Annotated in this window: 13 protein-coding genes; 10 read left to right on the top strand and 3 right to left on the bottom strand. The window is 45.0% G+C overall.

Going from position 1 to position 14,520, the window contains the following annotated elements:
* The first annotated feature begins 2 nt into the window (after positions 1-2).
* From MUCPA_RS04025 to MUCPA_RS03995, 9 genes are read left to right on the top strand one after another with little or no spacing between them, the layout of a single operon-like run.
* Positions 3-473 (top strand): hypothetical protein, encoded by a 471-nt coding sequence (locus MUCPA_RS04025; RefSeq protein WP_008504613.1) that lies wholly within the window; start codon positions 3-5, stop codon positions 471-473.
* A 13-nt stretch (positions 474-486) separates the two neighbouring features.
* On the top strand, positions 487-903 hold the full coding sequence (locus tag MUCPA_RS35655; protein WP_157543807.1) for a rhodanese-like domain-containing protein: 417 nt from the start codon (positions 487-489) through the stop codon (positions 901-903).
* Between the two features lie 26 nt (positions 904-929).
* On the top strand, positions 930-2,765 hold the full coding sequence (locus tag MUCPA_RS04015) for an arylsulfatase (RefSeq protein ID WP_008504609.1): 1,836 nt from the start codon (positions 930-932) through the stop codon (positions 2,763-2,765).
* 13 nt (positions 2,766-2,778) lie between these two features.
* Positions 2,779-4,644, top strand: coding sequence for an arylsulfatase (locus tag MUCPA_RS04010; RefSeq protein WP_008504607.1), 1,866 nt, complete (start codon positions 2,779-2,781; stop codon positions 4,642-4,644).
* 5 nt (positions 4,645-4,649) lie between these two features.
* On the top strand, positions 4,650-5,384 hold the full coding sequence (locus MUCPA_RS04005) for a thioredoxin domain-containing protein (protein WP_008504605.1): 735 nt from the start codon (positions 4,650-4,652) through the stop codon (positions 5,382-5,384).
* A 13-nt stretch (positions 5,385-5,397) separates the two neighbouring features.
* The gene (locus tag MUCPA_RS04000) at positions 5,398-7,005 is read left to right on the top strand and encodes an arylsulfatase (protein ID WP_040627028.1); all 1,608 of its coding nucleotides are present in this window, start codon (positions 5,398-5,400) and stop codon (positions 7,003-7,005) included.
* 52 nt (positions 7,006-7,057) lie between these two features.
* Positions 7,058-7,231, top strand: coding sequence for a hypothetical protein (locus MUCPA_RS37550; protein ID WP_008504603.1), 174 nt, complete (start codon positions 7,058-7,060; stop codon positions 7,229-7,231).
* Complete coding sequence (locus tag MUCPA_RS38130; protein ID WP_008504602.1) at positions 7,228-7,401, top strand: hypothetical protein; 174 nt, start codon at positions 7,228-7,230, stop codon at positions 7,399-7,401. Before MUCPA_RS37550 ends, MUCPA_RS38130 begins: the two co-directional genes overlap by 4 nt.
* Before the next feature lie 10 nt (positions 7,402-7,411).
* Positions 7,412-8,374 carry a sterol desaturase family protein gene (locus MUCPA_RS03995; protein WP_008504601.1) on the top strand — a complete coding sequence of 321 codons (963 nt, stop codon included), beginning with the start codon at positions 7,412-7,414 and terminating at the stop codon, positions 8,372-8,374.
* Positions 8,375-8,474: 100 nt separating this feature from the next.
* Here MUCPA_RS03995 and MUCPA_RS03990 read toward each other — a convergent pair whose 3' ends face one another.
* The 3 genes from MUCPA_RS03990 to MUCPA_RS03980 form a co-directional block, all read right to left on the bottom strand.
* Entirely contained in the window at positions 8,475-9,074 is a 600-nt protein-coding gene (locus tag MUCPA_RS03990; RefSeq protein WP_008504599.1) for an FMN-dependent NADH-azoreductase, read from the bottom strand.
* A 297-nt stretch (positions 9,075-9,371) separates the two neighbouring features.
* Entirely contained in the window at positions 9,372-11,780 is a 2,409-nt protein-coding gene (locus MUCPA_RS03985) for an outer membrane beta-barrel family protein (RefSeq protein WP_008504597.1), read from the bottom strand.
* A 92-nt stretch (positions 11,781-11,872) separates the two neighbouring features.
* Entirely contained in the window at positions 11,873-13,081 is a 1,209-nt protein-coding gene (locus MUCPA_RS03980; RefSeq protein WP_008504595.1) for a helix-turn-helix domain-containing protein, read from the bottom strand.
* Between the two features lie 463 nt (positions 13,082-13,544).
* On the opposite strand from MUCPA_RS03980, the gene MUCPA_RS03970 reads away from it, so the two are divergent.
* A complete protein-coding gene (locus MUCPA_RS03970; protein WP_008504592.1) occupies positions 13,545-14,441 on the top strand; it encodes a hypothetical protein in 897 nt (298 codons plus the stop codon).
* Positions 14,442-14,520: the final 79 nt, after the last annotated feature.

The following is a 14,520-nucleotide window of genomic DNA, read 5'->3' as shown; positions in this document are numbered from 1 at the left end:
TCATGAAAAAAGCAATCCTCTTATTATTGGTCGTTATCGGTTTCAGATCGGCAAATGCCCAGAAAACCATTAATGCTGGTTCGCACCGGATCGATCCCCAAATAAAAATTGAAGTATATAAGGTGCTCGACCAATACCTAACGGCATTTAATGCCAAAGATTTAAACGCCTGGGAGCGTACCTACCAGTTTCCGCATTACCGGCTGGCAAGTGGTAAAATATCGGTACTGGAAAAGACGGGCTTGCGCGACCCGAAGAAAGTGTTTGGCGAGTTGCAGCAACAGGGCTGGGACCACAGTAAATGGGACCATCGCAATATTATACAGGCATCCGGCGATAAGGTACACGTGGATACCGAGTTTTCGCGCTATCGTAAAGACGGGAGTTTAATAGGGCATTACGAATCGCTCTATATCCTGACCAAAGAGAATGGGCGCTGGGGAATTAAATTCAGATCAAGCTATGCCGATTAACAAGAAATTACTGATGGTAAAGAGAAACTTAATTGCCCTGTTATTGCTGGTAGCAATAACAGGCGCCAGGGCGCAAAACATCCAGGCACGCTACGTACAAAAGAGCGCCAACAAAATTGCGGTAACCGCGCAAACCAGCAAAGGCCTGCTTGCCGAAATAGCGCAGGGTAAAGCTTACCTGGTAGATGTGCGTACACCCGAAGAGTATGATAAACAGCATTTAAAGTATGCCCAGAATATCAATATCCGCTCCCCGGATTTTGCCGCCCAGGTGAACAAGCTGGATAAAAATAAGCGGGTATACCTGTACTGCCACTCCGGTAACCGGAGCGGCAGGGCTGCCGATAGCCTGCAAACCCTGGGTTATACCCGCGGCTATAATATTGGCGCTATAGATAGCTTAATTAAGGCCGGTTTCCCGGCGCAATAATCATTTACCGAACCTAACACCAGAACATGAAAATATTAAGCAACAAAAAATGGCCGGCTTTGCTGGCGCTGGCTTTAACCGGCTTTCAACTGGCATATTCGCAAACGCCCGTGCCTTACGGGGGCGTAGTGGGCAAAACCCTGAACGACTCGAAAGAGTGGTGGCCCGAACCTAAAAAGGCACCCGCCGGTGCGCCTAACGTATTGTGGATTATTCTGGATGATGTGGGCTTTGGCGCAACGGGCACCTTTGGCGGTGTAATCAACACCCCTAATTTTGATACGCTGGCCAACGGCGGCTTGCGCTATACCAATTTCCATACGGCGGGTATTTGCGCGCCAACGCGGTCGGCACTGTTAACCGGGCGCAATCACCATTACGTACACGAGGGCGGCTTTTCGCATGTTACCATGTCGGCCGGTTTCCCGGGATATGATGGCCGCATACCAGCCGATAAAGGTACCATTGCCGAAATTTTGCGCGAAAACGGTTATAACACGTTCGCGGTTGGTAAATACGGTTTAACGCCCGACGAAGATGCTACCGATGCCGGCCCGTTTGACCGCTGGCCGACCGGCAAGGGCTTTGACCACTTTTTTGGCTTTTTAGGCTCGGCTACCGACCAATACAAGCCCGACCTGGTAGAAGATAATGCCCATGTAACGCCCGATGGCCGCCACCTGAACGAGCAGATCACTGATAAGGCTATCTTTTACCTGAGCCGTCAGCATAAGGTAGCGCCCGATAAGCCCTTCTTTTTATATTATTCGCCCGGAGCTACCCATTCGCCGCACCAGGTTGCCAAACAATGGAGCGATTTGTATAAAGGCAAATTTGATGGCGGATGGGACAAGTTTAGGGAAGACGTGATTGCTAACGAAAAAAAACTGGGCATTATACCGCAGAACGCCCAATTGCCCGCGCGTAACCCGCGCATACCCGCCTGGAATAGTTTACCGCCCCAGGAGCGCAAGCTGTATGCCCGCTTTATGGAAGTATACGCCGGTTACTTAACCTATACCGACCACGAAGTTGGCCGCTTAATTAACTATTTAAAAACCAGCGGACAGTTAGATAATATCCTGGTATTTGTTATTCTGGGCGATAACGGCGCCAGTAAAGAGGGAACCGTTCATGGGGTGATCAACTCGAAAAAGAACGCCCCGCGGTTAACCAAAGAAGATGCCTACCTGAAAACCAACTTGGAGGACATTGACGATATAGGCACCCCACAGGCCAGCACCAATTACCCCTTAGGCTGGGCCCAGGCAGCCAACACGCCCTTTAAGTTTTGGAAACAGGATGCCAACTCCGAAGGCGGCACCCGCAACCCTTTAATTGTTTATTATCCTAAAGGCATTAAACAGCAGGGCATCCGTACCCAATACGGCCATGTTATTGATGTTTTGCCAACCACGCTGGAGTATTTAGGTATTAAACTGCCAGATTATATCCGGGGTATTAAACAGGATACTTTACAGGGAACCTCGTTGGCCTATTCGTTTGATAATGCCAAAGCACCTTCAAAACATACCCTGCAGCATTACTACATCTTCGGTTCGCGCTCCATTTATAAAGATGGATGGAAGGCCGAAGCCGCCCACCACCCCGATAACGTTGAGCTGGGCGATTTTAAGGTAGGCCAAACCATACCCGACCAAAGCTTTGACGATGATGTATGGGAATTATACAACCTGAACGAGGATTTTAACGAGCGCATCGATCTGGCTAAGAAATATCCCGAGAAGCTTAAAGAATTAAAAGCCGTGTTTGACGAGCAGGCTAAAAAGAACAACCTGTATCCGTTTATTGATTGGTATGATGTTTACCACTTACGCATCCACCAGAATTATAAAAAATAATTAAATCCTTTTTATGAAAACTACTTACAGCACATCATATAAAGCCGCGGTTTTAGGACTATTGTTGGTTTGGGGATTGAATGCGAGCGCACAGCAGAATATTCCGCCGTCAACACCCGAAACTTATAAGGGCGTGGTTAAAAAAACACTGGCCGAATCGAAAGAATGGTGGCCCAAGCCGCAACATGCCCCGGCAGGCGCGGCCAACATTGTATGGATATTGCTTGACGATGTGGGCTTTGGCGCTTCGGCCACATTTGGCGGCCTCATCAGTACCCCTAATTTTGATACGCTGGCCAATGGCGGTTTGCGGTATATCAATTTCCATACAGCCGGTATTTGCGCGCCAACACGGTCGTCGTTATTAACGGGCCGCAACCATCATTATGTGCACATGGGTAATTTCGCCCATGCCAGTACCGCTGCGGGTTTCCCAGGGTATGATGGCCGTATCCCGGCCGATAAGGGCACCATTGCCGAAGCTTTACGCTACAACGGCTACAGCACATTTGCCGTAGGGAAGTGGGGCGTAACGCCAGATGAGGATACCACCGATGTTGGGCCGTTTGACCGCTGGCCAACCGGTAAGGGCTTTGACCATCACTTCGGTTTCCTCGAATCGGCAACAGATCAATACCATCCGCCGCATTTGGTTGAGGATAATTTTCACGTTAAACCCGATGGCCGCAACCTGAACGAGCAGATTACCGATAAGGCTATCGCTTATATCGACCGAGCGTATAAAGCCGCGCCCGATAAACCTTTCTTTTTATACTATGCCCCCGGTGCAACCCATGCGCCGCACCAGGTTGCCAAAGAGTGGAGCGACCTGTACAAAGGCAAATTTGATAAAGGCTGGGATGTATACCGCCAGGAAGTATTTGCCAATCAGAAAAAGCTGGGCTACATACCAGCCTACGCCCAATTGCCCGAGCGTAACGAAAGGGTAAAGGCATGGAACAGCCTCCCTGCCGATCAGCAAAAGCTGTATGCCCGCTTTATGGAGGTTTATGCCGGTTATCTTACCTATATCGATCACCAGGTTGGTCGCGTAATTGCGCATTTAAAGCAATCCGGGCAGTTTGATAATACCCTGGTTTTTGTAATGATAGGCGATAACGGCGCCAGTAAAGAGGGCACGTACAGCGGTGTGATCAAACCATCAAACTCGCCTTTAACCAATACCGAAGAGCAGTACATCAAAAATAACGAGGCCGAGTTGGAAAAAATAGGCACGCCCGAGGCCAGTACCAATTACCCTTTGGGATGGGCGCAGGCAGCAAATACGCCATTTAAGCAATGGAAATCAGACGCGGATGCCGAAGGCGGAACCCATAACCCGCTCATTATTTACTATCCTAAATTAATTAAAGAGAAGGGTACCATCCGTACACAATACGGCCACGTGTCGGATATTTTTCCAACTACTATCGAGGCAGCGGGCTTAAAGCTTCCTGAGTACATCAAGGGTATTAAGCAAGATACCTTACAAGGTAAATCGTTGTTCAGTTCGTTCAATAATGCTAAGGCGGCATCCTTGCACACTACCCAATACTATTACATTTTTACTTCGCGCTCTATTTACAAGGATGGCTGGAAGGCCGAAGCGGCACATCGCCCCGATAACCTCGACCTGCTGATTTACCCCGGTTTAAAAACCAGCGGCCCGCCGGATTATGATAAGGATGTATGGAAGCTGTATAACCTGAACGAGGATTTTAACGAGCGCATAGATCTGGCTAAAAAATACCCCGAAAAGCTCAAAGAACTTAAAGCCGCTTTTGAGGCCGAAGCCTGGAAAAACCATATCTATCCCTTTATTGACCGGGATGACGTGAACAATAAACGTATCCATCATTTAGAAAATAATCAAAATTAAAAACCATGAAAAACGTAAAATTAATTATCGCCGGGCTGCTCGCCATGATGTGGGTGGGCACGCATGCCCAAAACAAAAATGCCATCAGCCTGGCACAATTTAACGCCGCCCTGAAGCAGGCGGGCAGCAATGCGCAGATACTTGATGCGCGCGGCAACGAAGAGTTTCTGCAAAACCATATTGAGGGCGCCGTTAATGCCGATCAAAAAGCAGCCAACTATCAGCAGGTTCTGGACGGTTTGGATAAAACCAAGCCAACCTTTGTGTACTCCATAGCCAATGGCCGCAGCTCGGTATTATCAGCGCAATTGCGCACCGAAGGCTTCAAAGCCGTTTACGAACTTCCGGGCGGCTTAGCTAACTGGATAGGTTCGGGTTATCCTATTGTTTCAACCACAAAAAAAGGTGTATCGCTTTCATTGGCACAGTACCAGGAGTTAACCGGTTCGGCAGACCTGGTTTTGATTGATTTTGGCTCTAAATACTGCGGGGCATGCAAACGCCTGGTTCCCGTGCTCGATTCGCTGAAAAGCAAGCCCGGTTTTGCCGCCAAAGTGATTAGTATAGAAGAGTATGATAATACGGCTTTGGCCAAGCAGCTTAAAATAAACGTATTGCCAACCCTGGTGCTTTATCGTGGTAAAAAAGAGGTATGGAAAAAATCGGGCCTTTCGTCAACCGCGCAAATTGAGCAGATTGTAAACAATAATAAAACCAAACTGGCAAGTGCAGTTAACTAAGCAAATAAAATCAGTGTATCCGAAGCAATTTTTCTTGTTGCTTATCGCCCTGCTGCTAACCGGCAGCGGGGCTTTGGCGCAAGCTCCTGATAAGGCAAAACCCAATATCGTGATCATTCTGGCCGACGATATGGGCTTTGCCGACCTGGGCAGTTTTGGCTCGGAGATCCATACCCCTAACCTTGACCGGCTTGCCGCCCAGGGCTTAAAGCTCACCCAGTTTTACAACGCGGGCAGGTGCTGCCCATCGCGCACGGCCCTGCTTACCGGTTTATACCCGCACGAGGCCGGCGTTGGCGATATGGTTAAAGACTGGGGCGACCCCGCTTACCAGGGATACCTGAACAATAAATGCGCTACCATAGCCCAGTTGCTTAAAGCAGAGGCCGGTTACAATACCATTGTTTCGGGGAAGTGGCATGTGGGTTTGGTACCATCGGCATTGGCTTATAACCGGGGCTTTGATCAGTCATTCACCATGCTGAACAACGCGAGCAGCTATTTTAACTCTGGCCCCTTGTTTAACGATGGCAGCAAAATAACTTTTATGCTGAACGATAAACAGATCTACCGGAACGATACTTCCGAATATTTAACGCAGGCCATTACGCATTTTGCCATCCGCTCGTTAGATCAGATCAAAAACGACCCTAAGCCTTTCTTTTTATATGTGGCTTATAACGCTCCGCATTGGCCTATCCAGGCGCTGCCCCAGGATATTGCCAGGTATAAAGGGAAGTATTTAAACGGTTGGGATAAGCTGCGTGCGCAACGGTACCAAAAGCTAAGGGCTGCCGGAATAATTAAAAACGAGTGGAAGCTATCGCCCCGTTACGAAAAGGTGCCGGATTGGGATAAGCTGAGTGCCGGAGAAAAAGACAAATGGGATATCCGGATGGCAATTTACGCGGCCATGATTGATAGGATGGATGCCGGGGTAGGGGAGATATTGGCCAAACTAAAGCAAATAAAAAAGGATAAAAATACGGTGGTGCTCTTCATGTCCGACAATGGTGGCAGCGCCGATGATGTAAAGAACTGGACCAACGTAATCCAGAAGGATGGTACACCTGGTTCGGTAGTATCAATTGACAGTTATGAAACGCCCTGGGCCAATGTAAGTAATACCCCTTTTAAAGGGTTTAAAAAAAATACCCACGAAGGCGGCATAGCCACCCCATTGATAGCTTATTATCCTGGGGTAATTAGGCCTGGTAGCGTTAACAATCAGCCCGCTCATTTTATTGATATTTTACCTACCTGCCTCAATTTGGCCGGAGTGGAATATCCTGAGCAATTGGATGGCCGTAAACTGATACCTGCACAAGGTGTGAGCCTGATTAATGCATTTTACGGAAAGCCATTTAAGGAGCATGATGCCTTGTTTTGGGAGCACGAGGGTAGCCGCGCCATCCGTAAAGGGCAATGGAAGCTGGTTGCCGAAAACCACGCCACATGGGAACTTTATGACCTGAACGATGATCGGTCGGAAACCAATAACCTGGCTGAAAAATATCCCGACAGGGTAAAAGCTTTAGAAACAGAATACCTGGCCTGGGCGGCCAAAGCAGGCGTAAGAAACTGGGACGAATTAAGTAAAGCAGCTAAAAAAGCCGAATAGCCAAAGCGGCATCGCTATCAACAGAATAACTAATCAACTCAAAACAACCCGTATGACACTAAACGATGTAAACCTGTTAGGGAAAAAGATACTCCTGGGTATCGTGATTTCCATCATTCCGCTGATCATCACTGTTGGCGGCTTAACCTTGATCCGCAAATTATTTACGGATCGGGATACACAAACTCAAGTCTCCAATACAAACCATCAAAATCAAGAAAAATGAAACTGGAAGAACCTGTTAGAAAAAGGATCATCAGGAACGCTATCCTGAGTTTGTTCATCTATGCGCTGCCGGTCATCTTAATGATCATTACGTTTTATTTTACCGGGCAGCGCCCCTGGGTAAAAAATCAGCAGCATAAACAAGTCAATCAGTCAACCGTAAATCGTTAAAGCTCAAATTATGATCAAATTTTTTCAACAGACATTCCTGGGTGCCGACGGTTACGGGTTTGTGATTTTTGTATGGACGCTTGGCGCGCTGGAGTTTGCCTTCGGCTTATATAAAAAGCGCTGGAACAAGAACGAAAGATGGGTGGATATTACCTGCTATACGCTGCCCAAACTGGTTATTAAGCCTGCGGTAGCTTATTTTGCCTTAAGGTTTTTACCGGCGGTGCTACCCGATCTGAAAAATACGTTTAGCTGGGTGCCGTTTTTCTGGGGAGCGCTCATTATCGCCATTACAGACGATTTGACACAGTATTGGTATCACCGGTTGCACCACGAGTTACCCTGGCTGTGGCGCTTTCATCGTACCCACCATTCTGCCAGCTATATGGGTATGGCCATGGCCAGCAGGCAAAACGTAATTTATTCGTTATTTTTTTCGCAAACCTATGTTACCGCCACTTTGGTTTACCTGGGCCTGGGTATTCCGGCGGTTATTGTTAAGGGTATTAAAAGTGTAATTACCACGCTGGCACATTCCAGCATCCCCTGGGATAAGCCATTTTACCAATACAAAATACTGCACCCCATTGCCTGGCTACTTGAACGTACCATATCAACACCGGCTACACACCATGCGCACCACGCCGCCACAACAGACGATGGCGTAGGATATTACAAGGGTAACTTTGGTAATATGTTTTTTATCTGGGATATTATTTTTGGAACGGCTCATATTTCGAGGCAATACCCGGCGGCTTACGGTATATCGCATTACGAGGCCGACCCCTGGTATGCGCAATTAGCCTGGCCTATCTTTAAATCAAATGTTGCCGGTAGCGAGCTGGCTGCCGATGGGCCTATGGTTAGGGAAGATATCAAAAAAGCAGAAGCAGATGAAGAAGGCCATCAGCACGATTGGATACCCGTAAATACTGATGCCAGCCAAGCGCAAAATGCCCCTGCCTATAGTTAAGCCTAATTGTTTCTATATACTGGCAACTGTTTTGTAAGTGTTGCCTGATTGATAACCGGGGAACGGTTGTATTGCAAGCCGTTCTCCCGGTTAAATGGTATTATAATACAATGCTGTCGATGCCTTTTTGTAAGGCTGATGCTGCCTGGCCGGGATAGGCCAAACCCTCTGCACGAAAAACGGTCAGGTCCGTCATCCCCATAAAGCCTAATAAGCCTTTTAGGTAAGGCGACACAAAATCGAACGCCTGCATAGGCCCGCTCGAATATATAGCACCCGATGCCATGGCGATATAAACCACTTTGTTTTTAATTAAACCCTCGGGGCCAGCTTCGCTGTATTTGAAGGTAACATTGGCACGGGCAATATGGTCAATCCAAGCTTTCAATACCGACGGTATTCCGAAATTCCATAATGGGGCGCCAATCACAATAATGTCTGCATCCTTAATTTCGGCAATGGCCTGATCTGAGTTTTTAACGGCCTCTTTGTTTTCGGGCGTGTGGTTTTCTGCCGGGGTATAAAAGGCCGAAAGGGTTGCTTCTTCCAGATGAGGGAACGGATGTTTGGTCAGGTCCTTAACGTGTACGGTACTTCCCGGGTTTGCTTCCTTAATTTTGTCAACAATGGCGTTGCCCAGTTTAATACTGAATGAGTTTTCGCCTTTGGGGCTCGAAATGATATGAAGGATCTTTTTCATGTTGAAAATATTTTGTTTGTAACGGCAGCAAACATAGGCAGCATAACTTTCTAAAAGATACTACTATCCTAAAGGATACCGGTATCCTTTAGGATAGTGCTTTGCTTAGCGATGTAAGGATACAGCTACCGATATAAGAAACTGGGAATGGGCATGCCCAGCCCCAAATCAGAATTTAATAGAAAATAATTAGCTTAGAAGAGTGATTGCTGTAACTGGCTGATAAAAAAGATATTGAAAAAGGGAATGTAAAAAACATTCGTGAAATTACCCTCAACATTAAAGAAGGGTGGATCATCAGCTACCACCCCTCATTTTTTCGTCTCTGCTGCCGGTCGGCCTGTCTTGAGTTTCTTTTACCTTTTTATTGCCGAAGCGCCATGTAAAACTTAAAGACAAACGCCTGCTTTCCCATGTTTTATTCTGCGTATAGTTTAAATCGCCAAAGTTCACCAGGGTGTTTGTTTTTTGCATGCTGAAGATATCACTGATACCTACCCGGAACGAGCCTTGTTCTTTTAATATTTTCCTGCCAATGCTTGCACTTACATTGGCGTTGCTCTGCTGGTAATCAATCAGATTTTGAAAAGGCGAGTTGTAGCGAGCGTTAATAAGCAATGAATATTGATGGGCTAAGGTTATCCGCTGACTGGTAGACAGCGCGTAACTCCACTTGCCTGCATTTAAAATTCCCTGGTATAATTGCCCGTTAAAATGATTGTAAAAGCCGTTCAATTTGTTCAGCATATTCCACCATTTGGTTATTTTAACCGGGTAATTTAAGTTAAAATTCCAGCCATCCATTGTTCCCGAATTGATGGTGGTATGGTAAATGCTGTTTCCGCGCGTATATATTATGGGGTTAAATAGGTCAGTGGTATGGGTGTAAGCCGCGGTAAAGGTAATCCTGTCATCATAAGTATAAGAGAGTTCCACATTGCTGTTTTTTTGTACCCGGAGGGCCGGATTGCCTGTTTGGTAGGTGAAGGCATCCAGCTGATAATTAAAAGGTTGTAAAGCGCTGTAATTGGGCCTTTTAATTCGCTCGTTAAAAGACAGCCGAAAGGCGTGTGAGGCCGAGGGTAAATAAGTAAGATACACTGCCGGTAGAAGGCTGAGGTAAGCCGAGTCTGGCTTCAACAGTGGATGATCTGTAACGCCGGTAGTAATGCCTTGCGTTTTACTGTGCTCTGCACGCAGGCCAATTTGCAGCCCCCACTTGCCGTAATTTCTCGACAGGTTGAAGTAGGCCGCGTTAACGTACTCCGTATATAAAAAACTATTGGTTTGGCTGCCGCCTGCTTGAGTATGGTTGTTTGTTAAATCGCTAATAGCTAAATAATTATCAGTGCTCACCCCGGAAATTTTAAAACCAGCCTCTGCTTTAAGTTTGTTTTTCCACTGGTGGCTATAATCGCCCTTAAAGGTATTGATGGTGATGGCGGTTAAGGTTTCATACCTATTGCCGCTCAGTGTATTGATGCCGGATGTATTGTTGACTATATTGTTTTCATCGTTTTTATTATAGAGGGACCTGTCCAGGTCAATGTTTATTTCTGTGCCCTTAGCATCAGCAAACCGGTAATTGAGGTTGTAAGTATTCCAGCGGCTGGTGTTAGGGCCGTATGCGTTTGTTTGGTAGCTCGAGTCGCTCAATGATGTTTGCTCAAGAACGGATGATGTAGTGGCGCTGGCTATATTATGACTTTCCTCGTGGCTGAATATTCCGCCCAATACCTGTTGGCTGTTCAGGTAATATTCTGCCGTGATCCGGATAGCCGGGTCTCTCCATTGATCGACGCTCTCAATGCTCTGTTGTAATACGGCACTGCCCAGGTAACGGTTGGTAAGGGTCTGGGTAGGATAGTTTCCGTAATGGTAGGCCAGGTAAGTACTGATGGCAAACTTACCTGAGCCATAGTTTAAATTACTGGCCATGTCACCCATATTGTGCCGCGCCTGCGAGTGCGACAGATCAATATTGCCTGTAATCCCTTTTTCTGTGTTCTGCCTGGTTTTGATGTTCAGCATTCCTTTATTACCCGATACCTCGTATCTGGCCGATGGATTGTTGATCACTTCCAACTGACTAACCGAATTGACCGGCATCGATTTTAAAAGTTTAAGCAGGTCCCTGCTGCTTAGCTTAAGCACCCTGTTGTTAATCATCACTTCAACCTTTTCCTTACCGCTCATCTGCAGGGCATCCTCATTATCAGATAGGGTGATGCCTGGGGCCAGCCTGATTACATCCAATGCATTTTCGGCCAGTTTCTTCACCTGGTCATTCACCACAATCACGGTTCTGTCCGTTTGCTGCTGCACGATGGCTTGCCTGGCTTTGATAACCACCTGCTTTAATAAATTTTCATCTGCACTTAACCGGATGGTTCCCAATTTGCCATCCGTTGCGTATCTGATTTTTTCCCAGCTAATTTTAAAAGTTTTAAACCCGGTATAAGTAATCAGGATGTAGCAGTTGTTTAATGCTTTAAGCTTAAATTCAAAATAGCCTTTATCGTCGCTGGTGGTGCTTGCCAGGAGCACGTCGTTGACGTTGTTATATAAGCGCAAAGTGGTATTGGGCAGTGACGTTTGCTTGTCATCGGTAATATATCCGCTGACTTGATTGATGACGAGAGGGCTTTGTTGGCTAAAGCCTTTTATACTGAAAAGAATAACAAATAAGCAGAAGATTAATTTCATACGTTGCGTTTTTTTCTTCGCAAGGTATGCCGGGTTTCAAGCCGGGTCGCTTCAAAACATGGTTTGACACCCATTAATGGGCATGGCTTTAATTATACCACATCCCCTGCCTGGTAATCTTTAGGGTTTTTGCCGGTTATCTTTTTAAATGCACGGTTAAATGTTGATTTGGAATTAAAACCGGCATCAAAAGCAATAGCCAGTAAATTCAAGTTTTTATACCTGGCATCGCCCATCAGCCTAATCGCTTCTTCCACTCTGCATTTATTAATCAGGTCATTGAAACTCATTTCAAAACAGGTATTGATCACCTTGCTCAGCAATGATGCATTTGTTCCCATCTTTTTGGCCAGCTCGGTAATGGTAAGTTCAGGTTCTATGTAAACACGCTCGGTTGCTATCATGTTGGTTAGCTTTTCTTTCCAGCTGTTCATCCACTCATTATCTGGTGCTACCGTATCAACAGCCGTATATGCTATATCAATGGTGGTCGGGGTTTGCATTTCCAGCCTTAGCGGCTGTTGATAGTGCAACAGTAAATCCGGCTCAAAATTCAGCTTTAAACCTTTAACCGGGTTAGCATGATAAGCGCTTATGGCCATGTAGTAAGTAATGATAGCGAAAGCAAAAAAATAATACCATGACCGTACGTATTCCAGTTGTATAAAAAATGATAAAATTTGTTCGGATACCAGCAGGGCCGTTAACAAAGTAAAAGCGTATAGAAAATTACGTAACCACTTAAAACCGGCAACATCGGCAAACGAAAACTCAAGGTAGGTAAATATCCGGTATTGCAGGTAATAGCGGATAGACAAGGCCAGGTATGCCAAAATACTGACAGACCAGGTGATGCTGTACCATTTGTCAAAATCGGGATCAGTACGGCCATTCATTAAATAGTAGTGCCCTATCCATAACTTATCAACAACTACAACAATGATTGACCAGAGCATATAAAGAACACCGGGAATAAAGTGGTAGTAGTCGTTTTTTTTAATTTGATAGCCTGTATTGGTGAGACTTTTTAAATAGAGGTATAGCAAGGGCCCAAAAAATAAGGCGTGAATGAATGGCGTATAGAACAGGATTTCGCGATAGGGTTGCGTATCATACCAGCCGGCAAAGCCCGACATCCATGGAAAAATAAATAGTGCCGATGATAACAGGAAAGCACCTAACAATTGATCAGAAAGGCGGCCCTCAGTTATCCCTCGTTTCCAGCTTAAAATTGCATAAACAATTAAATGGGTAAAGAAAATTAAGAGTAAGGAACTGCGAAGGCCGAATTCAAAGTGCATTTACCAGTGTTTTATAATTGACTAAGATAGCAAAGTACTGATATGAAATAATAGGTTTGTCATAACCGGATAAAACCGCTCGTCGAGGGTCATTGGTCGAAAACATAATCCAAAAGTTTTGGCATAAGTTTCAACGGATTATTTAAATCATGCTTTTATACTGATTTTATTAATCGATAGGGACTGCGAACGGGCCATACAAACATATGTCAATCTTTTTTGCCGGTTGCTTTGTTTAATAGGCTTAGGCCTTGTATTCCGTAAATGTGCTCTTTTCCCGGGTAACCGTATTTTTGAATAATATGCTTTACACTGTCAAGCTTTAACGAAACCTCTTTTTTTACCGCAGCTGATATTTTAAGTATTGTTTTAAAGGATGGTATATTTTGCAGCATTATAGAAACGCAAAACCATTTATAACACAAATGGTTGTTCAAATACCAATTCATGGAATTACTAATCAATGGCTACAGCAAAATCCATAAATAAATGGTTGATAGGCATCCCGGGCCTGGCTATTATCATAATGGCCTTATCGGCATGTAACCAGCGCAATAAACAAAAAAGAGACGATCAGCTATCGTACAACTGTAATAACAAGGTATGGTATGATGTTCCCGATATTCAATTTAAAGGTTATTTACCGGCAGTAAAACCTATTGTTGTAATTAAGCGCGGGGGCCAGATTTTAGAAAACAAATTACAGTTAAAAGAGATCAGCAGAAGCGATACTATAAATTATCAACTCGCTGCTATTACTACGGATACCGCATTAATTAATAGAAGCGATACCGTGTTAATATCCGTTGGTAATGAAAAATACGCCATTTATGGTTTTAAAAGCAACTCCTATTATGGCGACCACCACATTGTTGATTGCGATAACCAATACCAATTGAACGGTAAAATATTTAAAAGTAAGGAATTAAACTTTATTTATAGCAGGAAACAGTCGCAAATAAGCTTACATCCGCTAAGCCCCTTTACTTATGAATTTAAGGACAACGCCCCGCAAGGAAAATATGTTATGGACAGAGCCGACTTCTTTTATGCAGATGCTAACAAGTACTTAACTAAAGAACAACAGAAACAACTTTTTGCAATAGTTAAAGCTCAGAAAGATAAAATCAATGGCAATTATAATGCCTTGTCAATTTATGTATACAAAAAAACAGATAAGCTAAACCCAACATATAAGGGAAGTTTTCAGGATATTAAAGGTGTTTATGATAACGACCTGCTTTCCTATACCCGATGGATGAATGGCAGGATGGATATCTTTTACATGATAAAAGACGGGAATGTAGTTTACGATATGGCAGAAAATAAGGAAATGTCGCCGCCTTTTGAATTTAACTAAATAAGAGCCGGATGAACTTAAATGTCAGCATAAACGGGCTTAAATATAAACTGCGAAAATAGTAACAATACAGATTGGA

It is taken from the genome of Mucilaginibacter paludis DSM 18603, from assembly GCF_000166195.2.
Classification (GTDB): domain Bacteria; phylum Bacteroidota; class Bacteroidia; order Sphingobacteriales; family Sphingobacteriaceae; genus Mucilaginibacter; species Mucilaginibacter paludis.
This window is presented reverse-complemented; position numbering and strand designations above follow the sequence as displayed.